The 26,291-nt window shown below is 46.5% G+C and carries 23 protein-coding genes; 5 read left to right on the top strand and 18 right to left on the bottom strand.

The window, feature by feature from the left end; all coding sequences use genetic code 11:
• Positions 1-79: 79 nt before the first annotated feature.
• Positions 80-1,147: a histidinol-phosphate transaminase gene (hisC, locus tag EP181_RS02515; RefSeq protein ID WP_127470259.1), complete on the top strand. Its 1,068-nt coding sequence runs from the start codon at positions 80-82 to the stop codon at positions 1,145-1,147.
• 160 nt (positions 1,148-1,307) lie between these two features.
• On the opposite strand, the gene argJ is transcribed toward hisC, so the two are convergent.
• Positions 1,308-2,519 (bottom strand): bifunctional glutamate N-acetyltransferase/amino-acid acetyltransferase ArgJ, encoded by a 1,212-nt coding sequence (gene argJ, locus EP181_RS02510; RefSeq protein ID WP_127470258.1) that lies wholly within the window; start codon positions 2,517-2,519, stop codon positions 1,308-1,310.
• A 204-nt stretch (positions 2,520-2,723) separates the two neighbouring features.
• On the bottom strand, positions 2,724-5,471 hold the full coding sequence (gene secA / locus EP181_RS02505; protein WP_127470257.1) for a preprotein translocase subunit SecA: 2,748 nt from the start codon (positions 5,469-5,471) through the stop codon (positions 2,724-2,726).
• Between the two features lie 164 nt (positions 5,472-5,635).
• Here secA and EP181_RS02500 point away from each other — a divergent pair, with 164 nt between their 5' ends.
• On the top strand, positions 5,636-6,091 hold the full coding sequence (locus EP181_RS02500) for a DciA family protein (protein ID WP_127470256.1): 456 nt from the start codon (positions 5,636-5,638) through the stop codon (positions 6,089-6,091).
• Between the two features lie 160 nt (positions 6,092-6,251).
• On the opposite strand, the gene lpxC is transcribed toward EP181_RS02500, so the two are convergent.
• The 11 genes from lpxC to EP181_RS02440 form a co-directional block, all read right to left on the bottom strand.
• A complete protein-coding gene (gene lpxC / locus EP181_RS02495; protein WP_127470255.1) occupies positions 6,252-7,172 on the bottom strand; it encodes a UDP-3-O-acyl-N-acetylglucosamine deacetylase in 921 nt (306 codons plus the stop codon).
• A gap of 106 nt (positions 7,173-7,278) precedes the next feature.
• Positions 7,279-8,547, bottom strand: a complete 1,269-nt coding sequence (gene ftsA / locus EP181_RS02490) for a cell division protein FtsA (protein WP_127470254.1) — start codon at positions 8,545-8,547, stop codon at positions 7,279-7,281.
• Positions 8,548-8,701: 154 nt separating this feature from the next.
• Positions 8,702-9,394 carry a cell division protein FtsQ/DivIB gene (locus EP181_RS02485; RefSeq protein WP_127470253.1) on the bottom strand — a complete coding sequence of 231 codons (693 nt, stop codon included), beginning with the start codon at positions 9,392-9,394 and terminating at the stop codon, positions 8,702-8,704.
• Positions 9,395-9,428: 34 nt separating this feature from the next.
• Positions 9,429-10,337: a D-alanine--D-alanine ligase gene (locus tag EP181_RS02480; protein WP_127470252.1), complete on the bottom strand. Its 909-nt coding sequence runs from the start codon at positions 10,335-10,337 to the stop codon at positions 9,429-9,431.
• Positions 10,338-10,405: 68 nt separating this feature from the next.
• Complete coding sequence (murC, locus tag EP181_RS02475; RefSeq protein WP_127470251.1) at positions 10,406-11,800, bottom strand: UDP-N-acetylmuramate--L-alanine ligase; 1,395 nt, start codon at positions 11,798-11,800, stop codon at positions 10,406-10,408.
• 226 nt (positions 11,801-12,026) lie between these two features.
• Positions 12,027-13,265 (bottom strand): aminotransferase class V-fold PLP-dependent enzyme, encoded by a 1,239-nt coding sequence (locus tag EP181_RS02465; protein ID WP_127470250.1) that lies wholly within the window; start codon positions 13,263-13,265, stop codon positions 12,027-12,029.
• Between the two features lie 19 nt (positions 13,266-13,284).
• Complete coding sequence (gene sufD / locus EP181_RS02460; protein ID WP_127470249.1) at positions 13,285-14,607, bottom strand: Fe-S cluster assembly protein SufD; 1,323 nt, start codon at positions 14,605-14,607, stop codon at positions 13,285-13,287.
• A 52-nt stretch (positions 14,608-14,659) separates the two neighbouring features.
• Positions 14,660-15,415, bottom strand: coding sequence for a Fe-S cluster assembly ATPase SufC (gene sufC, locus EP181_RS02455; protein WP_127470248.1), 756 nt, complete (start codon positions 15,413-15,415; stop codon positions 14,660-14,662).
• Between the two features lie 114 nt (positions 15,416-15,529).
• On the bottom strand, positions 15,530-17,029 hold the full coding sequence (gene sufB, locus EP181_RS02450; protein ID WP_127470247.1) for a Fe-S cluster assembly protein SufB: 1,500 nt from the start codon (positions 17,027-17,029) through the stop codon (positions 15,530-15,532).
• A gap of 100 nt (positions 17,030-17,129) precedes the next feature.
• Positions 17,130-17,888, bottom strand: coding sequence for an ATP-binding protein (locus EP181_RS02445; protein WP_127470246.1), 759 nt, complete (start codon positions 17,886-17,888; stop codon positions 17,130-17,132).
• The gene (locus EP181_RS02440; RefSeq protein ID WP_172959672.1) at positions 17,873-18,973 is read right to left on the bottom strand and encodes a zinc ABC transporter substrate-binding protein; all 1,101 of its coding nucleotides are present in this window, start codon (positions 18,971-18,973) and stop codon (positions 17,873-17,875) included. Before EP181_RS02440 ends, EP181_RS02445 begins: the two co-directional genes overlap by 16 nt.
• Before the next feature lie 3 nt (positions 18,974-18,976).
• Here EP181_RS02440 and EP181_RS12600 point away from each other — a divergent pair, with 3 nt between their 5' ends.
• From EP181_RS12600 to EP181_RS02430, 3 genes are read left to right on the top strand one after another with little or no spacing between them, the layout of a single operon-like run.
• On the top strand, positions 18,977-19,225 hold the full coding sequence (locus EP181_RS12600; protein WP_269471146.1) for an ATP-binding cassette domain-containing protein: 249 nt from the start codon (positions 18,977-18,979) through the stop codon (positions 19,223-19,225).
• Between the two features lie 14 nt (positions 19,226-19,239).
• A complete protein-coding gene (locus EP181_RS02435; protein WP_269471145.1) occupies positions 19,240-19,839 on the top strand; it encodes an ATP-binding cassette domain-containing protein in 600 nt (199 codons plus the stop codon).
• Positions 19,836-20,627: a metal ABC transporter permease gene (locus tag EP181_RS02430; protein WP_338064739.1), complete on the top strand. Its 792-nt coding sequence runs from the start codon at positions 19,836-19,838 to the stop codon at positions 20,625-20,627. Before EP181_RS02435 ends, EP181_RS02430 begins: the two co-directional genes overlap by 4 nt.
• A 164-nt stretch (positions 20,628-20,791) precedes the next feature.
• Here the strand turns inward: EP181_RS02430 and EP181_RS02425 are convergent, their stop codons facing one another.
• The 5 genes from EP181_RS02425 to EP181_RS11865 all read right to left on the bottom strand — a co-directional run bounded on the left by EP181_RS02425 (position 20,792) and on the right by EP181_RS11865 (position 26,077).
• On the bottom strand, positions 20,792-23,272 hold the full coding sequence (locus EP181_RS02425; RefSeq protein WP_127470244.1) for a methyl-accepting chemotaxis protein: 2,481 nt from the start codon (positions 23,270-23,272) through the stop codon (positions 20,792-20,794).
• A 278-nt stretch (positions 23,273-23,550) separates the two neighbouring features.
• Entirely contained in the window at positions 23,551-24,063 is a 513-nt protein-coding gene (folA, locus tag EP181_RS02420) for a type 3 dihydrofolate reductase (protein WP_127470243.1), read from the bottom strand.
• The gene (locus EP181_RS02415) at positions 24,060-24,893 is read right to left on the bottom strand and encodes a thymidylate synthase (RefSeq protein ID WP_127470242.1); all 834 of its coding nucleotides are present in this window, start codon (positions 24,891-24,893) and stop codon (positions 24,060-24,062) included. Before EP181_RS02415 ends, folA begins: the two co-directional genes overlap by 4 nt.
• Before the next feature lie 3 nt (positions 24,894-24,896).
• Positions 24,897-25,712, bottom strand: coding sequence for a prolipoprotein diacylglyceryl transferase (lgt, locus tag EP181_RS02410; protein WP_127470241.1), 816 nt, complete (start codon positions 25,710-25,712; stop codon positions 24,897-24,899).
• 224 nt (positions 25,713-25,936) lie between these two features.
• On the bottom strand, positions 25,937-26,077 hold the full coding sequence (locus EP181_RS11865) for a hypothetical protein (protein WP_172959671.1): 141 nt from the start codon (positions 26,075-26,077) through the stop codon (positions 25,937-25,939).
• Positions 26,078-26,291 lie beyond the last annotated feature (214 nt).

Genomic DNA, 26,291 nt, shown 5'->3' with positions numbered 1-26,291 from the left:
GTTTACCCACATTCAAACTAACCAGGCCTGGTTATTTTACGGTAAAATAGTTTTTCATTTTTTAAAGGGATGCCAAGCGATGAGCCAGTTCTGGAGCAAAATTGTTCACGAGTTAACCCCCTATGTTCCGGGCGAACAGCCCAAAATGGCTAATTTGGTTAAACTCAACACCAACGAAAACCCGTATCCGCCGTCCCCCAAGGCGCTAGAAGCGATTAGGCAGGCCACCAACAATCTGCTAACACTCTATCCAGACCCAAATGCCGATGCGCTTAAAAGCACGCTTGCCAAACATTTTAACCTTACGTCACACAATGTTTTTGTCGGCAACGGCTCGGATGAAGTATTAGCGCATGTTTTTCAAGCCCTGCTTAAACACGACAAGCCGCTGTTGTTTCCGGACATCACCTACAGCTTTTACCCGGTATATTGTGGCTTATATCAGGTTGATTACCGAACTGTGGCTCTCAATGAAGCGTTTGCTATTGACGTTGATGACTACAATCAGGAGTGCGGCGCGATTATATTCCCCAATCCAAATGCACCTACGGGACGAGTCTTGGAATTAGAAGCCATCAAACGCTTGCTAAAAAACCACCCAAATCAAGTGGTGGTAGTGGACGAGGCTTACATTGATTTTGGCGGCCAAAGTGCGGCCGTTTTAATTGACCAATACCCCAACTTATTGGTGGTGCAAACCTTGTCTAAATCGCGCTCGCTGGCTGGAATGCGCGTTGGTTTTGCCTTGGGACATGCCACACTCATTGAGGCACTGGAGCGTGTTAAAAACAGCTTTAACTCTTACCCATTGGACAAACTCGCCATGGCCGCGGCTATTGGCGCGTTTGAAGATCAGCCGTATTTTGAAACCACCTGCCAAAAAATCATAGACACGCGCGAGCAACTTACTCAGTTTATGCAAGACTTGGGCTTTAACGTTATTCCGTCGGCCGCCAACTTTGTGTTTGCCACCCACCCCAAAGTCGATGCAGCAACCCTCACCCAACAATTACGCGATGAATCGATTATTGTGCGTTATTTTAAACTGCCGCGCATAGACCAATACGTGCGCATCACCATCGGAACGGACGCCGAAAATGCCCGACTCTGTGAAGTGTTGGCTAAATTGGTTGTAACCACCGGGTGATTGCGGTGTTATAACCCTTTTAACTTTTTATTTTTTTACTTGTTAACATGCGTAAAGCAAAAATACAAAAAGCCCAAGCAGAATAATCTGTTTGGGCTTTTTTGCTTTAAAGCGACTGGTTAGCGTTTAACCAGGCCTGGTCACTTTATGTATGAACGTTTTATGAACGATACTCTGCGTTAATTTTAACGTAATCGTATGAAAAATCGGTTGTCCAAACGGTTTCGTGTGCGTTACCACGGTTTAACTGAATGGTAATCGGAATGTCGGTTTGGCTCATCACCGCCTGACCTTGCTCTTCAGTGTAGTTAGCCGCGCGACCGCCGTTTTCGACAATGCAGACATCGCCCAAATAAATTTTAAGCGTATCCACATTTAATTGATCGACACCAGCACGCCCCACCGCAGCTAAAATACGCCCCCAGTTTGGGTCAGATGCAAACAACGCCGTTTTAACCAACGGCGACAACGCCACAGCGTGTGCTACTTTTAAGCACTCTTCTTCTGACGCACCACCTTGCACGTCCACGGTCACAAATTTAGTTGCGCCCTCACCATCGCGCACAATCATTTGCGCCAGTTCGGTCATCATCTCTTTAACCGCTTGGGCAAAGTCTTGATAGGCTTTAGAGTTAACCGAATCAATTACTGGCATGTCTGCCTGTTGAGTCGCTGTTAAAGTACAGGCATCGTTGGTTGAGGTATCGCCATCGACTGTAATGCGGTTAAACGAAACTTTAACCGCATCCAACAACGCTTGATGCAAACAGGCCTGGGTAATTTTAGCGTCCGTCGCGGCAAATCCTAACATCGTCGCCATGTTAGGATGAATCATTCCAGAGCCTTTTGAAATTCCGGTTAAAGTCACCGAATGGCCGTCTACGTCAACCACACGACTGACGGCTTTAGGCACTAAGTCGGTGGTCATAATGCCTAAGCATGCATTTTCCCAGCCAGTGATGTTCACATTGGCTATTGCATTTGGAATCCCTGCCTGAAAACGTTCCATTGGTAAGTTTTGACCAATCACGCCAGTCGAAAACGGCAACACTTCTTCGGGACTGCACCCCAACTCTTGCGCTACCCAAGCACAACATTGCTGGGCGTCTAACATACCTTGCGCGCCAGTGCCTGCATTGGCGTTGCCACTGTTAATAAGCAGCGCGCGTGGCATAGCGTGGGTTAAATTTTGTTTGGCCAAGGTCACCGGTGCGGCGCAAAAGGCATTTTGAGTAAACGTTGCGGCGGTAAGCGCACCAGGAATCAATTCAATCACCACCAAATCAATTTTACCAGGCTTTTTAATGGCCGCACTGGTAGTACCCAAATACACGCCAGCAATGGGGTGAAGTGTTATGTTTAAACCGCTCATCGTAAAATCCTATGTTAACAAGCATTAAAAATGCATTAATAAAGAAAGCAAAAAACCCAACATAAAAAGAATTAAATTGGGTTTTTATAACATAAAAATACAAAAAGAAACCTTTGCAGGAATGAATTCACCCATAAAAATGGCATTCACGTCTTGTGCAAATTCAACTTTATTCAACTTTATTCAACTCTACTCAAACCTATCTCAACTTAGCTTACCGCAACAATGTTTGTATTTTTTGCCCGAACCGCATGAGCATGGATCGTTACGTCCAACCTTGGGGACATCGCGTTTAAAGGTGCTGTCTGCGTCCATCTCCAAATCATCCTCTGTTGGCATGACTGGGTCTGGTTGACGCATGGCATCGCTTATACCTTGCGCGGCCGGATGCGTAGCTTCCAACTGCTGGGGACGACTGGCCGCCAATTGTTCATCGTAGTCATCAACGTCTTTAGGCCCTTCAATTTGCACCAAAGACAGTACTTTAACGGTTTCAAACATCACTTCGTTTAAAAAGTTTTTAAACATCTCAGACGACTCGCGACGGTATTCCTGAAACGGATCTTTTTGCGCGTAACCACGCAGGTGAATCCCGCGACGTAAATAATCCATTTCGGCTAAATGCTCACGCCATTGCTTATCCATCGTGCGCAGCAACACTTCTTTTTCAAAGTGGTGGCGGGTTTGCGGGTCAACCACAGCCATTTTAGCTTTGTATAAAGCCTCTAGCTCAGCAATGATTTTTTCAACCAATTTTTCTTCATACAAGTTTTTATTGTCTTCTAACCAGGCCTGGATACTTAATGCCGCACCCAAATCTTCTTGCAACGCCAGGGTTAAGCCGGCAATATCCCACTGCTCTTCTAATGAACCTTTGGGCACATACGTCGCCACCATTTGCTCAACCACTTGTTCGCGCAAGGCATCTAACGTATCGGTTACATCGTCGGCTTCCATTAACTCGTTACGTTGCGAGTAAACTACTTTGCGCTGTTCGTTTGCAATGTTGTCAAACTTTAACAAATTGGCACGCTCATCTTGATGCATACGCTCCACTTGCTTTTGCGCGCGCTCAATCGACTTGGTGACCATGCTGTGCTCAATGGCTTCGTTTGAAGTCATTCCCAAACGCTTCATCATTGACTTAACTTTTTCTGAGGCAAAACGACGCATTAAATCATCGTCTAGCGACAGATAAAAACGGGTTAAACCTGCATCACCTTGGCGACCAGAACGTCCACGTAACTGGTTGTCAATGCGACGTGATTCGTGGCGTTCTGAACCAATCACTTTTAAACCACCGTAACTAAGCACCGCATTGTGGCGGGCTTGCCAATCGGTTTTAACTTGTGCAATCTGCTCGGGCGTTGGGTTTTCTAACGCCGCGATTTCCATTTCAAGATTACCGCCCAAAACAATATCCGTACCACGACCGGCCATGTTAGTTGCAATGGTGACCGCGCCTGGCAAACCAGCGTTGGCAATAATATAGGCTTCCCTTTCATGCTGTTTGGCGTTTAAGACGTTATGGGTAATGCCCTCGGTGGTCAGCAATCGCGACAGCAGTTCAGACATGTCAATCGAAGCTGTACCCACTAACACGGGTTGCAATGATTTTGTGGTTTCACGAATGTCTTCGACAATGGCCGCAAATTTTCCTTCCATGTCCAAAAACACCAAATCGGCTAAGTCTTTACGCTCTGGAATTTTATTAGGCGGAATCACCACCACTTCTAAATTGTAGGTTGATAAAAACTCCCCCGCTTCGGTGTCGGCGGTTCCGGTCATACCGGCAAGTTTTTTATACTGTCTGAAATAATTTTGAAAGGTAATCGAGGCAAAGGTTTGACTCTCTTGCTGAACCTTAACGCCTTCTTTAGCCTCAATGGCTTGGTGCAAGCCATCGCTCCAACGGCGACCGTCCATTTTTCGACCGGTAAATTCGTCAATAATGACCACCTGATTGTTTTCAACAATGTAATCACGGTCTTTTTCAAACAGTAAGTTTGCGCGCAAAGCGGCGTTAACGTGAATCATCAAACCAATATTGGTGGCATCGTATAGGCTTTCACCCTCTTCAAAAAAGCCTTGTTCAATCAACAACTCTTCAACCTTGCCGTGTCCTTGGTCGGTTAGGTAAACCTGCTTGGATTTTTCGTCAATGGTGAAATCGCCACTCGAACTCTTGGTTTCAAGGTCTTCTTGACCTTGCTCTAAATGCACGATTAGTGGGTTAATTTTTTTGTAAATTTCGGCCTTATCTTCAGCAGGTCCCGAAATAATTAAAGGCGTACGTGCCTCGTCAATTAAAATTGAGTCGACCTCATCCACTACCGCAAAGTGTTGGCCACGCATGACTTTTTCGGCCGAAAAGATAGCCATGTTATCGCGTAAATAATCAAACCCAAATTCGTTGTTGGTGCCGTAAGTCACGTCCATCGAATACGCCATTTGCTTTTCTTGCTGCGACTGGCCACTTAAAATCACACCAGTAGATAAGTTTAAAAACTCAAACAGCTGTCCCATCCACTGCGCATCACGCTTGGCCAGATAATCGTTGACGGTAATGACGTGAACGCCCTTGCCCAACAAGGCGTTTAAATATACCGGCAAGGTAGCTACCAGCGTTTTACCTTCGCCAGTACGCATCTCGGCAATTTTACCTTGATGTAAGGCTATACCACCCATCATTTGCACGTCGTAATGACGCATTCCAAATACTCTTTTACCGGCTTCTCTTACCACTGCAAACGCTTCGGGCAAAATATCGTCTAGCGTAGCGCCCGCTTGCAATCTTGTTTTAAACTCGTCGGTTTTAAGCTGAATTTGCTCGTCCGATAACTGAGAAAATTCAGCTTCTAACTCATTGACCTGCTGGGCTGTTTTGCGATATTCCTTTAGCATACGTTCGTTACGACTGCCGAAGATTTTTTTAAAGAGATTAAAAGCCATGTAAAGTGTTTTCCGATTTAAAGAGACCTTTGCACGAGTGTATATCCACTCATGCAAAGGTCTCAAGGTCTAAAAGTTCAAAAAGTTCTAAAAGAATAGGCCACATTAGGGCGGCTTAGATGCTGTAAAATGGGCAATATTCTAACACATAACCGGTTATTATCATGCTCAAACCGTTATTAAATCAATCTGGTGGCGCTCTAAACCATTTGTTGCAAGAGGCGCAATTGTTTCAGGCACTGTTGTCAGTGGGGCAAGCCCAATTGCCCCCTGAACTGCAAGCACATTTGATTGGCGTGGGCTTTGAGCAGAGCACGTTAATTTTGCAAATTGATGAAAGCATCTGGGCAACGCAGTTGCGATTTTTTGAAGATACTGTATTAAACGTCTATAAAACGCACTTTCCACATTTGGCGTTAACCAGGGTTAAAATACACATCTTTCCTAAATCACAAACTCCAATAAAAGTGCCTAAAACCAGCAGTTTTCCGAGCGATACAGACGCACAAACCATGCAACTCATAGCACGCAATACCGATTCTCAGGGCTTAAAAATGGCGTTATTAAAACTAAGCCAACGCGCTCAACCTGCCACCGATAAGACAAAACACGCGCCATAAAACACGGCATTAAAATACAAAAGTGCAATGCACAAAAATGCCGCTTAACCAGGCCTGGTCAAACCAAACCTAAACTAAGCGGCACATTTAATAAGGTCTTTGCACCAATGAATGCACGGGCAAAGCTCTCAAGGCTCATTGAATATGAATACGCATCAAATTAAAGCAATACTTTACTGCTGCCATATTGAATGGGTGGCTTTGCGTCTTTAAACGACACCAACTCATAAGCATCAGGTTGCGCAAGCAAGGCACGCAACAATTGATTATTAAGGGCATGCCCTGATTTATGCGCTGTAAACTCACCTAAAATAGGTGCGCCAATCATGTACAAATCGCCTACGGCGTCTAAAATCTTGTGGCGCACAAATTCGTCTTTGTCACGTAAACCTTCTACATTCATTACACCATCATCGTCCAAACCAATGGCGTTTTTTAGACTCGCACCCAAACCAAGATTACGCGCTCGTAGCATTTCCATGTCTTTCATAAAGCCAAACGTGCGCGCACGACTGACTTCTTTAAAATACGATGTTGAGGAAAAATCCAAGGTCATTTTTTCAGCGGTTTCTTGAAATGCTGGGTGGTCAAACTCAATAGAAAAATTAAGTCTAAACCCCGCGAAAGGCTTAAATCTAGCGTAACCACCTTTGTCATTTTCGACCGCGACTTCTTTTAAAATTCGCACAAACATTTTAGGTGCGTCCTGTATTTGTACGCCCGCCGATTGCAGCAAAAATATGAAATGCGACGAACTGCCATCCATAATGGGCACTTCGTCTGAGGTAATGTCAATGTAGACATTATCAATACCAATGCCTGCCAAAGCTGACATAAGGTGTTCTATGGTAGCAATTTTAACTTTATCGCCATCTTGATGAGCCACAATGGTGGTGCACAGCATCGTTTCGCCCACAATATTGGGGGAAACTTTAAACTCTAATGGCGGATTACGATCAATGCGTCTAAAAATAATGCCTGTGTTTACCGGTGCAGGACGCAAGGTCATAATGGATTCATGGCCAGTGTGCAATCCAACACCACGGGCTTTAATAGGATTTGCTAAGGTTCTCTGATTCAATTCAAGCTCACAGAATTTTGGGGGCTTTTACTTGCCCAGGCTAATTTCACACTTATTTCAAAAGTGGTTTGTGCTTTAAACGCCCTATTGACGAATTAAGCGAAACTTAAAAACTCGATTTAAACCAGTTTTTCATCCGTTCTAATACACTACCCGCGCTCGGAAGATTGGCTTTTCTTCCGGGTTTTGCAGGTTTTTCAGGCTCATCAAACACAATTTCACCCATGTGCTCTTTGGCGTACATAAGCAACCCTACGGTGGTAGCGTATGCAGGGCTGTTTACCTCGTCTTTTAGGCCGACCACACCTTGCGGGTAACCCAAGCGAACCGGCATATGAAAAACCTCTTCGGCCAACTCTACCGCGCCTTCTATTAAGGAACTGCCACCGGTTAAAACAATGCCGGCGGCCAAAACATCTTCAAAGCCTGAGCTGCGCAACTCGGACTGAATCAACTGAAATAACTCTTCAAAACGCGGCTCAATGACCTCAACCAAGGTGCGGCGTGACAAACACCGTGCAGGACGATCGCCCACGCTAGGAACTTCAATCTCTTCGTCTTTATTAATTAACTGTTGCAAGGCACAGGCGTATTTACGTTTAATTTCTTCGGCCGCTTGCGTTGGGGTGCGTAATGCCACTGCGATGTCGTTGGTGACTTGATCACCGGCTACCGAAATAACGGCTGTATGGCGAATTGCGCCATTGTGAAACACCGCAATATCCGTTGTGCCGCCGCCAATATCCACTAGACAAACGCCCAACTCTTTTTCATCTTCTGAGAGCACCGCTTCACTGGAGGCCAATTGCTCTAAAATAATGTCGGCCACACCCAAACCACAACGCTCTACACATTTAATAATGTTTTGCGCCGCACTGACTGAGCCCGTCACCATGTGAACTTTAGCTTCTAAACGAACGCCCGACATACCAATGGGCTCACGAATCCCCCCTTGATTGTCGATAATGTACTCTTGCGACAATATATGCAGTACGCGCTGATCGCCTGGTATCGCGATGGTTTGCGCGGCGTCCATAACGCGCGCTATGTCATCGGCTTGCACGTCTTGATTGCGAATTGCGACCATGCCGTTGGAGTTAAAACTTTTAACATGACTGCCAGCAATACCTACATAAACGTTTTGTGCGGTGTAACCCGACATGCGTTCGGCCTCATCAATGGCGCGCTGAATAGATTCGACCGTTGAATCGATATTGACCACCACGCCTTTTTTAAGACCGCGTGAGGGATGCGAGCCCATTCCGACGACTTCAATTTCACCGTCTGGCCTAATTTTGCCAATGATTGCCGCAATTTTTGAGGTTCCAATATCCAAACCGACTACCGTGTTTGAAGCTTGCTGTTTACGCGCCATGCTTTTTTACCTTTTAAACTAAACCAACGACTTAAAGAAATTTTTGCATACGTGTTTATAGAACCTTTACTTAAGGATTTTAAGCTCTATGGCGTCAAAAATTTCTTAGAAAATGAGACCTTAAGGTACTCAAAGTACATCTCTTTTACTTTTATTACTGCCCGTTACCGACAATAAACCCGTTACTATAACGTAAATCATAAACACTTGCTGACTTTCTAAGTTCGGGCGACAGCTTAGGATAGGCTCTAATAAAACGCTGAATACTCGCTTCGCTTTGGTTGGCGTCCAGTACCAGCTCGGGGCCATTTAATAATTGCACACGCCAAACTCCGTCCACTTGGCGCTTTAATGCAGCAACCGTAAACCCTAGTGTGTTTAAGATAGATTGATATTTTACTAGGTACAACAGCATTTCGACTGACTTATCCAGCGGCCCATCCAGCAACACAAAATCAGCAAACAAACTCATGTCTCTTGGATAAAACACCGTGCCCGAATCATTTACCAAACCGGCGGCTCCCCAACGTGCGACTGGCTTTTGCTCTTCAATTAATACATACACTCTATCAGGCCAACTGCGCTTAACAGTCGCGTGCGCGACCCAATCTAGGCGCGTTAATTCGGCCTGAATCAAGTCCAAATTAAGCCCCCAAAAAGACAATCCTAAATAAGGCTGCATCACCGCATCAATATCGTGTTCTTTTACATTAACGAGTGGCGTGCTAATTTGATAGGTTTTAACGGGTTTAAACAGCAACGAACTGTTTTGCGCCACCAGCCAGCCAATGGCGCTTAACACCAGCACAATCAGCAATGCCCTAACGATTCGTATACTTTTTTTCATAACAACAACCCACTCTTCAGAGTATCAGGGTACATTATTGCAAACACGATGAATGTAAAATTTCACGCACCAAGGTTTCAAAGGTTCGACCCGAGGCTTTAGCGGCCATGGGCACCAAACTGTGATCGGTCATGCCGGGCACCGAATTTAGTTCAATTAACCAGGCCTGGTTGTTTTCATCTATCATCAAATCGACCCGCCCCCAACCTTTAGCACCCAACACATCAAACGCTTGCAACACCATCGCCTTAATATTGGCTTCAATGGCAGGCTCTAACCCACATGGGCAAATGTATTGAGTGTCGTTGGATTTATATTTGGCGTCAAAATCGTAAAAATCGTGGGTGGTTTGTAAACGAATTAGCGGTAAAGCCTCTTTACCCAAGACACCGGCGGTGTACTCTTTGCCAGTAATCCAGCGTTCAATCAATACTTCGCTGTCAAACTGCTGGGCAAACGCGACCGCTTCGGCCAAATCGGTCACATTATTGACTTTGCGCATGCCGATACTCGAACCTTCATGGCACGGCTTAACAATCACCGGAAACGGGATGGCAAAGGTCGCAAGATTAAGCGGTCGCGTGGCCGAGACCCAGACAAATTCTGGTGTAGGCAACCCCGCACCCAACCAAATCCACTTGGTGCGTAATTTGTCCATCGCCAAGGCCGATGCCGCCATGCCACTGCCGGTAAACGGCACGCCTAAATCGGTCAAAATGGCTTGCACCACACCGTCTTCACCCCAACGGCCATGCAGGGCAATAAAGGCGCGATCGTAATGCTGTGCCACCGCTTGCAAGTCGTTTAGCGAGGTGACATCCACAGCGGTAGCATCAATACCTGCGGCGATTAATGCGGCCGTAACGGCCACTCCACTGCGTAATGACACATCACGTTCGGCGGCGGTGCCACCCATTAATACGGCTACTTTTCCAAAATTCATTTTCAAACTGTCCTGTAATACCCGACTTATGTTTAGAGACCTTTGCACGAGTGAGGCGCGAAAGTCTCTTAGAGTTTGTGGGCGGCGTCCAGCGCCATCCACTGCTTTGACACTAAGCCAATGTCGCCCGCGCCCATAACCAACAGCACGTCGTCGTCTTGCAACACATCGCTGGCAATTTCATTTAATTGCTCAACGCTTTCGGCGTAAATAGCTTGCTTGCCCCGCACCCGCATGGCTTGCAAGAGGGCTTTGGAATCAAACATTGGCAAACTGGTTTCGCCCGCTGAATACACGTCCATTAAAATCACCAAATCGGGTGCCAACAGTGCGTTAACAAACTCGTCAAATAAATCACGGGTGCGCGTGTAGCGATGCGGCTGAAACACCAACACCACTCGTTTTTTGACAAACGCCTCTTTGGCCGTGGCGATGGTGGCGGTGAGCTCGGTTGGATGGTGACCGTAATCGTCCACTAACGTGACCGTATGACCCCCAATAAAACGCTGCGCATACACTTCAAACCGCCGCCCTACCCCGCCAAACTCATGCAAAGCCTGCACAATGTCGGCCACGGCAATGTCGAGTTTTAAGCCAATCGAAATGGCCGCTAACGCGTTCAGCACATTGTGGCGACCTGGCGTGTTTAACACCACATCAAAACTTTTTTCACGCCCCACCAACACCTGAAAACGCATTTGCAAACCGTGCGCCTGCACATTAATGGCGCGCACGTCGGCTTGCTCTGAAAACCCATAGGTTTCGACCCGTCGCGACAATTTAGGCAAAATGGCTTGAATATTAGGGTCGTCCACACAGACAATCGCCAAGCCGTAAAAAGGCAGACGATGAATAAACTCAATAAAGGTGTTTTCAAGATTTAAATAGTCACCATGGTAGGTTTCCATGTGGTCTTCGTCAATATTGGTGACTACCGACATCATAGGCGACAGGTGTAAAAAAGAGGCGTCGGATTCATCGGCTTCGGCCACTAAATAGCGACCCGAACCCAACCGCGCATTGGCGCCCACTTGATTAAGCTTGCCACCAATCACAAACGTAGGATCGACCCCGCCTTGAGTTAAAACCGCCGCCGTTAAACTGGTGGTGGTGGTTTTGCCGTGCGTGCCCGCAATGGCAATGCCAAAACGCATGCGCATTAACTCGGCCAGCATTTCGGCACGCGGAATCACCGGCACGCGTGCTTCACGCGCCCAATTTACCTCGGGATTGCCCGCGCCAATGGCGGTAGACACCACTACCACATCGGTATTAAGCACATGCAGTGCATCGTGCCCCAGCTGAATCAACGCCCCCAAGGACTCTAATCGCGCCACGGTTGGGTTGTGTTTTAAGTCCGAACCACTCACCACATACCCAAGGTTTAAACACACTTCGGCAATGCCGGCCATGCCGACCCCGCCAATTCCTACAAAATGAATCTGCTTGACCTGTTCTTTCATTAAAAACGCTTTATTTCTATTATTTTGAATGGGCGATATGATACAACGCTTTGCATAAACCGGCGCTAAAATATTCGATAAAGACACAGAAGAAAATGCCATAACGGCATGATAACTTGAATAAACGCTTGCTGTTTTAGTGCTGATTGATGATGGTTTACAACGACTTTAGCATTGACCAGGCCTGGTCAATGCTCGTAGTTTATAGAGACAGTTAAAACAACCGTTAAAGCAACATCGATTTGGCTTCTAAAATAGCCGCCACCAAACGATCAATGTCGGCGTGATTGTTGTACACCCCAAACGAGGCACGAATGGTGGCCGGCACGTTAAAATGTTGCATAACCGGCATAGCGCAATGGTGACTGGCGCGCAACGCAATGCCTTCTTGATCCATTAAGGTCGCCATGTCGTGTGGGTGCACCCCTTCGATTACAAACGACACCACGCCACCTTTGTGCTTGGCCTCGCCAATAATGCGCAGACCGTCAATTTTTTTAAGCTCGGCGGTGGCGTAAGCCAATAAATCGGCTTCGTGCGCCGCAATGTGCTCTAAACCAATCGATTCAATAAAACGAATGGCGGCCGCCAGGCCAATTGCACCGGCAATGTGCGGCGTTCCGGCTTCAAATTTATAAGGCAACACGTTGTATTCGGTTTTTTCAAAGGTCACCGAATAAATCATGTCGCCCCCAGCCTGATAAGGTGGCATGGCTTCTAACAACGCTTGTTTGGCGTACAACACACCAATGCCCGTCGGGCCGTACATTTTATGCCCAGACAGCGCATAAAAATCACAATCCAAATCGTGTACATCCACCGCCATGTGTGGCGTGGCTTGCGCGCCATCGACTAAGACTTTGGCGCCGACCGAATGGGCAATGCGTACCATCTCTTTGACAGGATTAATAGTTCCCAAAGCGTTCGACATTTGGGTGACCGCCAGCAACTTTGTCTTAGCACTCACCATGCCTTTTAAGGCCTCTAGGCAAATTTCGCCCAAATGATTCATGCGCAACACCGACAATTTAATGCCCAGCTGATCACGCAACAACTGCCACGGCACAATATTAGAGTGATGCTCCATTTCGGTTACAATAATTTCATCATCACGCGTTAAGTTGGCGCGCGCCCAACTAAAGGCCACCAAATTAATGGCCTCGGTAGTGCCGCGCACAAAAATAATTTCTTTGGTCGATTGCGCGTTTAAAAACTGGCGCACGGTTTCGCGTGCGCCTTCGTACAACTCGGTGGCACGCTCACTTAAACCGTACACGCCACGATGTACATTGGCGTTTTGTGTGCGGTAATAAGTGTCCATCGCCTCAATCACCGACAACGGTTTTTGCGCGGTCGCGCCGTTATCCAAGTACACCAATGGCTGGCCATTTTCGGTTTGTTGCAAAATGGGAAACTGCGCGCGAATCTGGCTAAAATCGGGACTGTTTTTAAGCGATGTTTGCATCCATTACCCCCTTAAATCGTTAAGCGTTAGAATCGTTAAGCGTTTTGGTTAACCAATCCATAACCCAATGACGTACGCCAGCGTGCACAATGGCCTCGGCTGGCTCCATCAAAAATGCTTGGGTAATCATATGAACCGCTTGAGCACGTGCAATACCGCGCGCCTGCAAATAAAAAATTTGCTCTGGGTTAATTTGCCCCGTGGCCGAGCCGTGCGAACATTTGACGTCGTCGGCATAAATTTCAAGTTTTGGCTTAGAATCCATTTTGGCGGCATTGGACAGCAACAAATTTTTATTGTCCATTTGACCGTCGGTTTTTTGCGCCAATCGATCGACTTTAATCATGCCATCAAATACCCCAATCGCGGTGTCGTCCAACACAAATTTATGCAGTTGACGGCTGGTGCCCCACGTTTGGTTGTGTTGAGTGTCGGTGCGACTGTCCACCGTTTGCCCTGCCCGCCCAATGCACGCACTGTTTTGCGAACTTTCTACGCGCTCGCCGTTCATCCACAAATGGTTTTGGTGGCGCGAAGTCACACTGCCCAGGCCTGCGTAAAAACCAAAAAACTGGCTTTTGGCGGCTTGATAAATAAACTGATTATTAAAATAGTAGCTGCTGTGATTTTGGGTTTGCACAATCACCTGATGACATTGCGCCGACTCGCCCAGGGTTAATTCATTCACCACATTGGTGCAACCGCTAACCGTGGCTAAAGCGTCGGTATTGAGTGACGCATAGTGTTCAACCAGGGTTATTTGCGCGTTTTCTTCAATAATAACGCGATTGCGAACATTGGCTATTTGGTCGTGCCGAGTCTGCAAGTACAACACAAAAATAGGTTGCTCTAAACAGGTATGGCGCGCCACTTGCAAGTAATAGCCATCGGCCAACAACGCGGTGTTTAACACCGCAAAAGGTTCAACGTCAAACGCCCTTTGGTGGTTAAACAACGCTGCCGCGCCGCCCGAGATGCTTTCGGCGTCGCGCATGGTTTCAATGGTAACGCCACGCGGCAAATCAACCAAATCATCCGAAAAGCGTTCGCTAAACCATCCGTCAACAAACACCAATTTGGTCACTGGGTAAGGCGGCATAAATTTTTGCACATCTTGTTCGGTAATGTGACTGGCGCCGGCCATTGTAAAATGGGTTTTTACAAATTCAGTGAGTTTAGTGTACTGCCAAGCCTCATCGCGTTGCGTGGGAAAGCCTGCGTTTGCCAAGATGCCTTGCGCATGCGCGCGCGCCGTTTGCACGCTGGAGCTGTCCTGCTGTTGATTTAAAGTTTGCGACAACCCGACATAATGCGCTACTGCTTGCCGAGCGACCGGGGACATTTTACGCGCCGTGCTGGACGGCGCTGTGATTTCAAGACTCTGCGCCAAAGGACTACGCTCCGTGTTGCGAAATTAATTCGTCGTAACCATGCTCTTCTAGGGCATGCACCAACTCAAAACCACCGGATTTGACAATTTTTCCATTGACCAAAACATGCACAAAATCGGGCTTAATGTAGTCCAACAAACGTTGATAATGCGTGACCACAATAAAACTACGCTCGGGCGACCTTAAGGCGTTTACGCCATTGGCGACCACGCGCAATGCGTCAATGTCTAGACCCGAATCGGTTTCATCTAAAATGCACAATTTGGGCTCAAGCAACGCCATCTGAAAAATGTCGTTACGCTTCTTTTCGCCACCCGAAAAACCGACATTCACCGAGCGTTCCAGCAAATCGGCCTTCATGTCCAGTAGGTCAATTTTAGCCTGCGCGTATTCGTCAAAGTCAAACATGTCCAGTGCGGGCAAGCCTTGTTCGGCACGCACGGCGTTTAAAGCGGTTTGCATAAACAGTTTATTGCTAACACCCGGAATTTCGACCGGATATTGAAACGCCAAAAACACGCCTTTGCGCGCACGGTCTTCGGGCGCCATGTCCAACAGGTCTTCGCCGTTAAACACGACCTTGCCGCCCACAACTTCATAGTCGTCACGACCCGCCAATACATTGGCCAAGGTGCTTTTGCCCGCGCCGTTTGGCCCCATAATGGCGTGAACTTCTCCGGGGTTTACCTGAAGATTTAAACCTTTAAGAATGAGTTTGTCGTCAATTTGTGCTTGAAGATTTTCTACGTTTAATAGCATAAGTGAAGTTCTTTTTTTAGTCTTAAATTAAGGATTGGGTGGTGTTTTACAGTACGCACTTGCCGTGTAAAAACCGGATTGACCAGGCCTGGTGAACGTAAAATTAACGTATTGTTAACCTACGGAACCTTCTAGGCTAATGGCCAACAACTCTTCGGCTTCTTGGGCAAATTCCAACGGCAACTCGCTAAACACCTCTTTGCAAAAGCCATTCACAATCATCGAAATGGCGTCTTGCTCGCTGATGCCGCGCTGTTTGCAATAAAACAACTGATCCTCGCCAATGCGCGAAGTCGTGGCTTCGTGCTCGACCTGCGCGGAAGCGTTTTCAACTTCAATGTACGGAAACGTATGCGCCCCACATTGGTCGCCAATTAACATCGAATCGCACTGCGTGTAGTTGCGCGCACCTTCGGCACTGGGCAATATTTTTACCATACCGCGATAAGTGTTGTCACTGCGCCCCGCCGACAGGCCTTTTGAAATAATGGTGCTGCGCGTATTTTTACCAATGTGAATCATCTTAGTGCCCGTATCGGCTTGCTGACGGCGATTGGTCAGTGCCACCGAATAAAACTCTCCAATGGAATTATCGCCTTTTAAAATGCAACTGGGGTATTTCCAGGTAATGGCCGAGCCAGTTTCCGCTTGCGTCCATGATAACTTGGCGTTTTTACCTTCGCAAATACCGCGCTTGGTCACAAAGTTTAAAATGCCGCCGGTGCATTCGTCGTCGCCCGGATACCAGTTTTGCACGGTGGAATACTTAACTTCGGCGTCGTCCATCACAATAACTTCGACCACAGCGGCGTGCAATTGATAGGTGTCGCGCACAGGTGCCGAACAGCCTTCTAAATAACTGACGTAACTGCCTTTGTCGGCCACCAAAATGGTGCGCTCAAACTGACCGGTTTTGGCTTCGTTTATTCTAAAATAGGTCGATAAATCAATCGGGCAACGTACATTGGGCGGAATGTACACAAAAGTACCGTCCGAGGCCACCGCCGAGTTAAGCGTGGCAAAATAATTATCGTGATAAGGCACCACCGTGCCCATGTATTTTTGCACCAGTTCGGGATAGTCTTGTACCGCTTCGGTAAACGAGCAAAAAATAATACCCAATTCAGCCAAGTCTTCGCGTTTGTTGGTGGAGACCGAAATAGAATCAAAAATAGCGTCTACGGCCACATTGGCGTTTTCGCCCATAATCGGCACGCCCAAATCGGCAAACGCTTTGGCCACTTCGGGGTCAATGCCTTGCTGGATACCGTCAGCATCGCAATGGCCGGCGCAGTTGCCGCAGGCGGGAGCCGAATAGTAACTGTAATCTTGATAGTCTAACGGCGTGTACTTGGCTTTGGCCCAATGCGGTTCTTCAAGCGTTAACCAATGCGCAAAGGCTTTAAGCCTAAAATCCAGCATCCATTGCGGCTCGTTCTTTTTGGCCGAAATAGCGCGCACTACCTCTTCGGTAAGCCCTTTGTCAAAGGTGTCTACCTTGGTGGTGGTGACAAAGCCTTCTTTGTAATGTTTATTACGACTGAGCAAGTCATCAATTTCTTGATATTGCGCGGTCTCGGATGGCAGTGGCGTGTGCTGGGCTGTTTGCAACATGAACGGATTCACCTAAATTGAATTTCAGAGTATTTTAGTAGGTTATTCATAAAAAGTCTATCTTTGTGCCAAAGTTGCTGCAACTTGCTCTAAGTTTATTTTACGTTGCGGCCATGACAATTTGCGTTAACCAGGCCTGGTCAAGATGAAAACCTTCAATAACCAATTGCCCAGGTGCGTATGCCAAATTGGCCTCTGCCGCAAAGCTTTGTAACAGCGTGGGCGTACCCTCTACCGCCACGGCATTTTGATATTCCAGCGTATTAAGCACTCCGTGCACCCGCCAAATAGCCATGTCTAAATTGCTTTTGGATGCGTCCAAACCCATTAACAAATGGTCTAAACAGACCCGCCCCAAATCAAACTCAAAACGCTGCCAAGCCCCCGGCAGAGGCACATTTATTACGCTGTTGACTGCATCGAGTTCAAATCCTGGCCATTGGGGGGTAAACTGTTGATTTAACCAGCGCACGACGGGTAAATGCGGGTAATGATGTTTTAACCAATGGTTCCACCAGGCCTGCTGAGTTAAATCGGCCTGTTCTAAAAACGTCAACACCACACCATGTGCTTGGCGTAATAAGTCGTGCAACGCTTGCTCTACATAAACGTCGCGACCCGTCAGCAAAGGTTTGCGCACGTCGACAACACACCATACCTGCCAAATTTGCGCTGTCATAGCGGAATCTAAATCGGGCAAAAAGACATTTATTTCACACGATTGACCAGGCCTGGTCGTTAATGAGTGCTGGCTAAGACTGGCTAGAACACGTGATTTTCCAGCCCCCGGCAAACCCACTATAGCGATGTTTAATGGCGTTAAACTTAACGATTTCACGATGGCTACTGCGTCAAACATTGACTAAAAGCATCGGCCAAACCCTGCATCATCACGTCGTAGTTTACGTAATCGCGTTTAGACTCATTTGGGTTGCGCTGTGCGTATTCAAAGACATACACCGACCCCATTGGATCAAGTTGACCTATATTGACCGACAAACCTTGCACCACGGCTAAGACATTTTTTTCAGGAAACTGCGGCTCTTTAAAAATGCAACGTACTTGACCCGTTTTAATTTTTTCTCTGAGCGTATCAATGCGTTTTAAACTGGGCGGCAACTCGGGATTAAGGCGAATAGACCCCATGCCCTTTAAACCAAATTGGTGTTCAAAATATTGAAACGCATCATGCAGCACTAAAAACCCGTGGTGAGTAAACGGCTTAAGTTGCCCTGCAATATGGGTTTGACTGGCGTTTAAACGCGTTAACCAGGCCTGGGTGCGTTGTTGTATGGCCGTCACCTCTGTTGGATTAGCGCGCTGCAATTGCGCGCTGACCGCGTTAACCAATAACACGGCGTTAGTCCATGACATCCATAAATGACCGTCGTAAGCCATGTTACTTTCATGCTCATGGTCATGATCGTGTTGATTTTTAGGCGTGTCTTTTGCTCGGTGCGACTCCCACAAGCCACCCTGGCGTAAGGGCAGTTTCTCTAAGCCTGGGAGCTCTAGCATATTAAGGCGCACTGCCGTTTGAGCATTACTGGCTTTATGCATCCACTGATCAACGGGTGAGCCTACGGCGACAATTAAATCGGCCTGCGTTAACTGCTTTAAATGAGACGGTTTTAACTGGAAACCATGCGGCGACACCCCAGGTTGCAACAGCACATGCAGTTGATCGTTCTCACCCAATAAAGGCGCAATTAAACCTGCCAACGGAGGAATAGACACCACCACATTCGCCGCCTGCACCGTGTGCGCAGTATGCAGCGCACTCAAGACCACAATGCTAAACCACGCACTCACGCTTAAATTCATCACTTTTTTATCACTGGTAAAACTCCTACTCGTAATGTCACAGATAACGCTAAAATAGCCTGCAAAATACAGGGGCAAATACCCTTCGCACACCACGCTTTGATTTTTAGGAAAACCCATTTTATGGTTAACGCCCCCCGCAAACCGCTCATTGAAGTCAGCCAAATTAGCCATCAATTTGGCTCAACAGAAGTGCTTAACAACGTTTCATTGGCCATTCATTCCAAAGAAATTGTGACGTTAATTGGCCCCAATGGCGCGGGAAAATCCACCCTGCTTAAAATCTTATTGGGGCTGTTAAAACCCACATCGGGCAAGGTGGTGCGTAAAAGCGGTCTTAAGATTGGCTTTATGCCCCAAAAATTCAAATAGACCCTACGCTGCCTATGACGGTTGAACGATTTTTAACCCTGGGCGTACCACATAAGCACAACCCTAAAAAAAGCATACAAAATTTGGCCGACAATAATACCACAACCCTTTTGCAAGTCATTAGCGAACTCAATATTGCTCACCTACTAACTCAACCGATTCAAAGGGTTTCGGGGGGCGAAATGCAACGTATTTTACTGGCACGCGCTTTAGTACGTGAGCCTGATTTATTGGTGCTAGACGAGCCGGTTCAAGGGGTGGATATTCAAGGGCAAACCGAGCTGTATCAGTATATTAATCAAATTAGACACCAGCGCGGCTGCGGGATTTTAATGGTCAGTCACGACTTGCACATCGTGATGAAAAACACCGATCAGGTATTGTGCCTTAATCAACATATTTGCTGTTCGGGTCACCCGCAAGACGTTAGCCAGTCGCCCGAGTTTAGAGCGCTGTTTGGTGGGCAAACTGACATTATCGCGTTTTACGAACACCATCACGACCCGTCAAAATGCGACCATACCCACGGACATTCGCTTAAAGCAACTCAACCTGGTAGTGCGCTTAAACCTTTGCCTATTATTAGCCTTACTCGCCAGGAGAAATCACAATGATGTTGGCTGATTTTATGTTATTTGCGTTACTGGGCGGTTTGGGTGTAGCACTCATTTCGGCGCCGCTGGGCGTGTTTGTGGTGTGGCAACGTCAGTCGTACTTTGGTGCCACGCTGGCTCACTCGGCGTTATTGGGCGTGAGTATTGGGCTGTTTTTTCAGACTAATTTAACCCTTAGTGTGATTGTGGTATCGCTGTTAATTGCCTGGGGTGTCTTTTATTTAGGGCAAACCCGCCAACTTTCTGCCGACACGTTATTAGGCATTTTAGCCCACAGCAGCCTAGCATTAGGTTTAGTGCTGATTAGCTTACAAGACAACGTGCAGGTCGATTTAATGGGCTATTTATTTGGCGACATTTTAAGCATTAACGCGTTTGATTTAGCCTTAATTGCCCTAGTGGGAGGGTTTATAGCGTTGTTTTACATGCGCCACTGGCAAGACCTGCTTAACCTTACCCTAAACCCCGATTTGGCACAGGTTGAAGGCGTGCCCGTTAAATGGGTGCAATTACAATTTGTATTGCTCCTGGCGTTAATGATTGCCCTTTCAATGAAAATTGTCGGCGTGTTATTAGTCACTTCATTGCTTATTATTCCTGCCGCCGCGGCTCGCAAGCTGTCAGCGACTCCCGAAAAAATGTTATTTATGAGCATGCTATTGGGCAGTGTGTCGGTGCTATTAGGTTTATTGGCATCGTATTACTGGGACGTGCCCACAGGGCCTGCGATTGTATTGATGGCCACGTTAATATTTTTAGCATTGCTGACTAAAAAATCACCTCAATAACCTTAACAAGACCTTTACACCAGAACGGTGCAAAGGTTTCAATAGACATTAAAACTCATAAAAAAGCCCTTTGACCAGGCCTGATCAAAGGGCTTTTTTGTTATAAACACTCTAAACACTTTAAACACCAAAATCGGTCTAAGCATTAAAAGTGCTGTAAAAAACTACACAATTTGCTCAATCAATTCATACAACAACCCAACCACTTTTTCGCTTTGGGCATCCACCACGGCTAAACCGCTTTCGACCAACTGCAAATCTTCTACCAATTTTGCGTCCATTACCCCTTTAATAGCTTGATGCATTTGCATATGCTCGTCGCCCAGTTGCTGCATGGCCGGTAAATAAATAAACTGCTGTCCATCGCTGTAAAACCACTTGCCTAAAATACACGCTGTATGATCGGTGGCGGTATCGTAATTAATACCAATGTCCATGCCTTCTACATAGGCTCTAATTCGGCCTTTCCAAGCCATGTGCGCTTCAATCATTTTTTCAAATTGCATGCCCGTATTTGAATGAATCAGCCTATTCATGCGCTCTTTTGTATTGGCATCAATGGTAAATAAACTGACTTGCGCGCGCAGTAAATCGGCGTCGCCTAAAAGCGCACGACTGCCTTCGGCCGCTGTTTCGACCACGGCGGCGTTGTGTTGCGTCATGCTGTCCATAGTCGCAATGGCGGTATTAATCTGTTCAATGCCATGGGTTTGCTCAGAACTTGCAGCCGAAATTTCTGAAATCATGTCGCTGACTTCTTGCATGGCCAAATTGATGGTGCTTAATGCATCACTGGTCTGCCCGACATACGCGCCGCTGACTTGCGAAATTTTAACGCTGTTTTGAATTAAACCTTTAATTTCATTGGCGGCTTGCGCTGATTTACCCGCCAAATTACGTACTTCAGAAGCAACCACTGCAAATCCTCGACCGTGCTCACCTGCGCGCGCCGCTTCAACCGCCGCGTTTAAAGCCAACAAGTTGGTCTGAAATGCGATGCCATCAATAATGGCGGTAATATCATTAATTTTTTGGCTCGCACGCGCCATTTCTTCCATTGAGCTCATGGCCATTTTCATGGTTTCTAAGCCCTCGGTTAAACGACGCTGTGCGCCAACCGTTTTTTGATTGGCTTGAGCTGAATTATCAGCGTTTTGACGCACACTGCCGGTCACCTCTTCTATGGACGAAGCCGTCTGTTCTAACGCGGCCGCTTGTTGCTGTACTCGCGCTGAAATATCACTGTTGCCTTGCGCCATACTCTCAACGCCGCTTACCACCGACTGAGTAATAGCCTCTACCTTGGCCACCATCACCGCGGTATTTTTAATCGAACTGTTTAAGGAGTCTTTGAGCACCGCCATTTTACCCAAATACATGCCCTTAACTGACTGAGTTAAATCGCCACTGCTGATGGCGGCTTGAACACCGGCCACTTCGTTTACAAAGCGCTCAAGGTCGCTTAGGGTTAGGTTAAGGGAATCGGTTAAGGGTACAAAATCACCGCGGGCACCTGCTTTGGCACGAACCGTAAAATTACCGTTGGCCAGACTGTTTAAAGTATCTGCAATCGAATTAACGGTGTCTTTCATACGAATGGCCGAACGATCTAGACTAAACATCACATCCGAAAACTTTCCCGTTAAAGGGACTGAATCGTCTTTGGGCACGTCTAAAATTCCAGCTCTAAAGTTTTGAGCGGTAAGTTCTAAAATACCCATGACCAACTGTACTTGGTCTACAGAGCTGTTTACGTCTGATTTCATGCGTAAAAAATCGCCTTTTAAATCGCCCTCTACTCGACTGTCAAATTTGCCTAAAGCAATGTCGGTTAACACTACGTTAACCCCATGAGTGGCCTGGCTAATGTCGTCTAGCAACGAGTTTATTGCTCGTGCCGTAATTGACAACTCATCGTTGCCCACCACGCTGACTCGGTGACTCAACTCACCGGTTTGTGTAATTCGCGTCATGGTGTCGAGCATTGCATTGATAGGACGTAAAAAACGCCTTGCAAATAAAACGCCCCCCGTACTAAAAACCAATAAGGTTATAAACAAGCCAAACCACAAATAAAAAACGCCTTGCTCTTGCTCAGAATACAAGTTTTCAATAGACGCTTTATTGAGGTTAATTTGATACTCTCTAAAATGTTCAACTATCTCGGCAAACGCTTTGTACTTGGGACGAAACTCTTCGCGCATAATCACGACAGCCTCGTCTTTAAAGCCTTCATTCACCGCGGTCATAAAACCACCAAAACTGGCATTAGCGCTTGATACATTGGTTCTAAGCTCGTCGTAGATATCTTGCTCGGCTTTTTCCAGCGGCATTTTGTTAAGCTGTTCAAAAATAGTAAACACTTGGCTGGCTGTTTTGGTGAGCTTTAATTTAGCGGCCTCTAATTGCGCGTTGTACTCTGGCGATTCTTCTTCGAGCAGGACAATATTGAGCAATTCAATTTCGCGGGCGTCCGATACATTTTTAAGCTGATTTAACAGCGACAATTTTTCGCCATTAACATCAATCACCACCGAAAGGGTTTGATGGGTTTGGTTAATAAAATACTGCGTTGCCAAATTACTGATCAACAATAAAACTAAAGCCCCAACTATTCCCAGTACCATTTTGAATTTTATGCTCATATCACTACACCTTTTAACGCGTTTTTTACGTTTTTATCGTCTTTAACTGCGACAATTACTAGGCGCAATCCCGCTAAAACCGGTTTAAAACTGCCTCTAACCGCTAATAGAGCAATCATTCTAGGGGAGTTTGCCCACCTTGGTGATTAAATATAAATATAGCCAAATAAACTTACTTTATTTAAGGAAATGCTAATATTTAATTACATAAAAAACCCACTTAAGGGTTTTAAAAAATGACGCGCACTCGGCTTGTTCAACCCCTGACGGCAAAGGCTTCAAAACCTTTTTTGCAATGTCACAAAATCAAACGCAAAAGCATGGCGCTCATCTTTTGGGTGATGAATACGCTCTACTTCGTGCCAAGCGTTCTCCTGCCAATCGGGAAAGTAAGTATCGCCGTTAATATTGGCGTCAATTAAGGTTAAATATAAGCGGTCAGCTTGCGGCAGCATTTGAGCGTACAACTGGCCACCGCCCATAATAATGACTTCAAAATTGTTTGTACTTATATCTACCAGGCCTGGTAAGTCCTGCAATGCTAACGCTACCGACGTAAAGAGGTGTACGCCTTGCACTTTAAAATCGGGATTACGACTGATCACGATATTAAGGCGATTGGGCAAAGGTTTAGAACCAATCGACTCAAACGTTTTTCGCCCCATAATCACCGGCTTACCCAGCGTAGTGGCTTTAAAAAATTTTAAATCGTCGGGCAGATGCCACGGCATGTCGTTGTCTAAACCAATGACTCGATCATGCGTCATGGCGGCAATTAGGGCAATTTTCATACCGACACCTGGGCTTTAATGTGAGGATGCGACTCGTAACCCACGATCTCAAAATCGTCAAAACAATAATCAAAAATAGTGGGCGGATGACGTTTAATCACCAGGGTTGGCAATGGGTATGGCGTGCGTTGCAATTGAGTTTTCGCTTGTTCTAACGTGTTATTGTACAAATGCACATCGCCGCCAGTCCAGACAAACTCACCCACTTGGTAACCGGTTTGCTGGGCAATCATATGCACCAACAAGGCGTAACTGGCAATGTTAAACGGCACACCCAAAAAGGTGTCGGCGCTGCGCTGATATAACTGGCAAGAGAGCTTATTGTTGGCCACGTAAAATTGAAAAAATGCATGACAAGTTGCCAACGCCATTTTGCCGTTGTGGACATTTTGTTGCGGACTGAGTTGTTCGTCCGGCAAGTCGGCGGGGTTCCAGGCGGTGACAATCATGCGTCGACTGTTGGGATTGGTTTTAAGGATTTCAATCACCTCGGCAATTTGGTTGATGGTTTGCCCGTTGGGCGCTTGCCAGGCAACCCACTGCTTGCCGTACAACGGCCCTAAATCCCCTTGCTCAGTAGCCCATTCGTCCCAAATGCGCACACCGTTGTCTTTTAAATATTGAATATTGGTGTCGCCGGTTAAAAACCACAACAACTCGTGCACAATAGAACGTATGTGGAGTTTTTTTGTGGTGACCAGCGGAAACCCTTGTTGCAAATCAAAGCGCATTTGGTAGCCAAACACCGAGCGCGTGCCCGTGCCCGTGCGATCGCCCTTAAGCGTGCCGTTGTTCATAATATGTTGTAATAAATCTAAGTACGCTTGCATGGTTTAGCCCACCTTTTGAGTTTGAGCACGCCTTGATTGGCGGCGATACACCCACACCATTAATCCCGCACCCACTAAGACCATCGGCAATGACAACACTTGCCCCATGGTCAACCAATTCCATGCCAAATAGCCTAGCTGAGCATCGGGCATTCTGTAAAATTCGGCCACAAATCTAAAACTGCCGTAGCCCACTAAAAACAGTCCGGCAATCGCGCCCGCTGGGCGGGGTTTACGAGCGTAAATGGCCAAAATAATAAACAGCACCAACCCCTCTAACAAGGCCTGCAATAATTGCGTGGGGTATTTAATCACCACGGCCTGCACTTGCGGGTCGTACACCGCCATGCCCCAGGGCGAATCGGTCACTTTGCCCCAAAGCTCGCCATTAATAAAATTACCAATGCGCCCAGTGAGCAAACCAATGGGTATCAATGGAGCGACAAAATCGGCGACCTGAAACAGGTTTTGGCCAATTTTACGCGCAAACAGCGCCATCGCCACCGTAACCCCTAACAATCCACCGTGAAACGACATGCCGCCTTGCCAGACTTTAAGCACGTCCAACGGGTTTTGCGAGTAATGAGCAAAATCGTAAAACAAAATATAGCCAATTCGACCGCCTAAAATAACCCCCAAGGCGACGTAAAACAGCAAATCGCCGACCATTTCGCTGTTCCAAGGTTCTAACTTACGCGCCCGGCGCACACCGTAAAACCAACCTAGGCCAAACGCCAACAGGTACATAATTCCGTACCAATGAATTTGAAACGAACCCAACGCCAACGCCACTGGGTCAATTTGAGGATAGTGCCACATAGTTTTCTACACTTTATTAATTAGGAGAGGCCTTTGCACGGTAGATGACTTACCAAAGCCGCGCAAAAAAATAAAAGCATCATAACAAAAAACCGCTGCGCTCGCAGGGATAGAGAAATGCGACTAAATAATTCGCTAATAATTCGCTAAAGTTTAGACATAAAAAAGCCTCTTGCGAGGCTTTTAATACAATGTAAAACATTAAGTAACTTTAGGAGAGTGACTTACACAGCGCTGCCGAAGGTAAAACTTAATGCCGAATAAATCATGGCTAAAACACCCATCGGCACACCGGTTGATAATAGGTTAACGCTCAAAAAACCACCCATACGATTTTTGTCTTTTTGCTTGTTTCTGAAATTCATTTTATTTATACCTTTATAAAGTTAATTAATTTGAAATGATTATACCCTAAAAAACTTATAGATAAAATATTTTTATGATTAATTTGTTTTATTTATGACCGGTGACGTTTTACCGTAAACGTTAACCACCTAAAACAATTAATACATTGATTATATTAAATAATAAATACGAAAAACAAACGAAAATTACGTGAAGGTTTTATTGAAGTTACGC

The sequence above is a fragment of the Thiomicrorhabdus aquaedulcis genome (assembly GCF_004001325.1).
In the GTDB taxonomy this organism is placed as follows: domain Bacteria; phylum Pseudomonadota; class Gammaproteobacteria; order Thiomicrospirales; family Thiomicrospiraceae; genus Thiomicrorhabdus; species Thiomicrorhabdus aquaedulcis.
This window is presented reverse-complemented; position numbering and strand designations above follow the sequence as displayed.

What these genes read in the sequence shown, in the direction of transcription:
- hisC (WP_127470259.1), top strand. Translation starts at nt 80, where the DNA reads ATGAGCCAGTTCTGGAGCAAAATTGTTCACGAGTTAACCCCCTATGTT.
- argJ (WP_127470258.1), bottom strand. Translation starts at nt 2,519, where the DNA reads ATGAGCGGTTTAAACATAACACTTCACCCCATTGCTGGCGTGTATTTG.
- secA (WP_127470257.1), bottom strand. Translation starts at nt 5,471, where the DNA reads ATGGCTTTTAATCTCTTTAAAAAAATCTTCGGCAGTCGTAACGAACGT.
- EP181_RS02500 (WP_127470256.1), top strand. Translation starts at nt 5,636, where the DNA reads ATGCTCAAACCGTTATTAAATCAATCTGGTGGCGCTCTAAACCATTTG.
- ftsA (WP_127470254.1), bottom strand. Translation starts at nt 8,547, where the DNA reads ATGGCGCGTAAACAGCAAGCTTCAAACACGGTAGTCGGTTTGGATATT.
- EP181_RS02485 (WP_127470253.1), bottom strand. Translation starts at nt 9,394, where the DNA reads ATGAAAAAAAGTATACGAATCGTTAGGGCATTGCTGATTGTGCTGGTG.
- EP181_RS02480 (WP_127470252.1), bottom strand. Translation starts at nt 10,337, where the DNA reads ATGAATTTTGGAAAAGTAGCCGTATTAATGGGTGGCACCGCCGCCGAA.
- murC (WP_127470251.1), bottom strand. Translation starts at nt 11,800, where the DNA reads ATGAAAGAACAGGTCAAGCAGATTCATTTTGTAGGAATTGGCGGGGTC.
- EP181_RS02465 (WP_127470250.1), bottom strand. Translation starts at nt 13,265, where the DNA reads ATGCAAACATCGCTTAAAAACAGTCCCGATTTTAGCCAGATTCGCGCG.
- sufD (WP_127470249.1), bottom strand. Translation starts at nt 14,607, where the DNA reads ATGTCCCCGGTCGCTCGGCAAGCAGTAGCGCATTATGTCGGGTTGTCG.
- sufC (WP_127470248.1), bottom strand. Translation starts at nt 15,415, where the DNA reads ATGCTATTAAACGTAGAAAATCTTCAAGCACAAATTGACGACAAACTC.
- sufB (WP_127470247.1), bottom strand. Translation starts at nt 17,029, where the DNA reads ATGTTGCAAACAGCCCAGCACACGCCACTGCCATCCGAGACCGCGCAA.
- EP181_RS02445 (WP_127470246.1), bottom strand. Translation starts at nt 17,888, where the DNA reads ATGTTTGACGCAGTAGCCATCGTGAAATCGTTAAGTTTAACGCCATTA.
- EP181_RS02440 (WP_172959672.1), bottom strand. Translation starts at nt 18,973, where the DNA reads ATGGGTTTTCCTAAAAATCAAAGCGTGGTGTGCGAAGGGTATTTGCCC.
- EP181_RS12600 (WP_269471146.1), top strand. Translation starts at nt 18,977, where the DNA reads ATGGTTAACGCCCCCCGCAAACCGCTCATTGAAGTCAGCCAAATTAGC.
- EP181_RS02435 (WP_269471145.1), top strand. Translation starts at nt 19,240, where the DNA reads ATGACGGTTGAACGATTTTTAACCCTGGGCGTACCACATAAGCACAAC.
- EP181_RS02430 (WP_338064739.1), top strand. Translation starts at nt 19,836, where the DNA reads ATGATGTTGGCTGATTTTATGTTATTTGCGTTACTGGGCGGTTTGGGT.
- EP181_RS02425 (WP_127470244.1), bottom strand. Translation starts at nt 23,272, where the DNA reads ATGAGCATAAAATTCAAAATGGTACTGGGAATAGTTGGGGCTTTAGTT.
- folA (WP_127470243.1), bottom strand. Translation starts at nt 24,063, where the DNA reads ATGAAAATTGCCCTAATTGCCGCCATGACGCATGATCGAGTCATTGGT.
- EP181_RS02415 (WP_127470242.1), bottom strand. Translation starts at nt 24,893, where the DNA reads ATGCAAGCGTACTTAGATTTATTACAACATATTATGAACAACGGCACG.
- lgt (WP_127470241.1), bottom strand. Translation starts at nt 25,712, where the DNA reads ATGTGGCACTATCCTCAAATTGACCCAGTGGCGTTGGCGTTGGGTTCG.
- EP181_RS11865 (WP_172959671.1), bottom strand. Translation starts at nt 26,077, where the DNA reads ATGAATTTCAGAAACAAGCAAAAAGACAAAAATCGTATGGGTGGTTTT.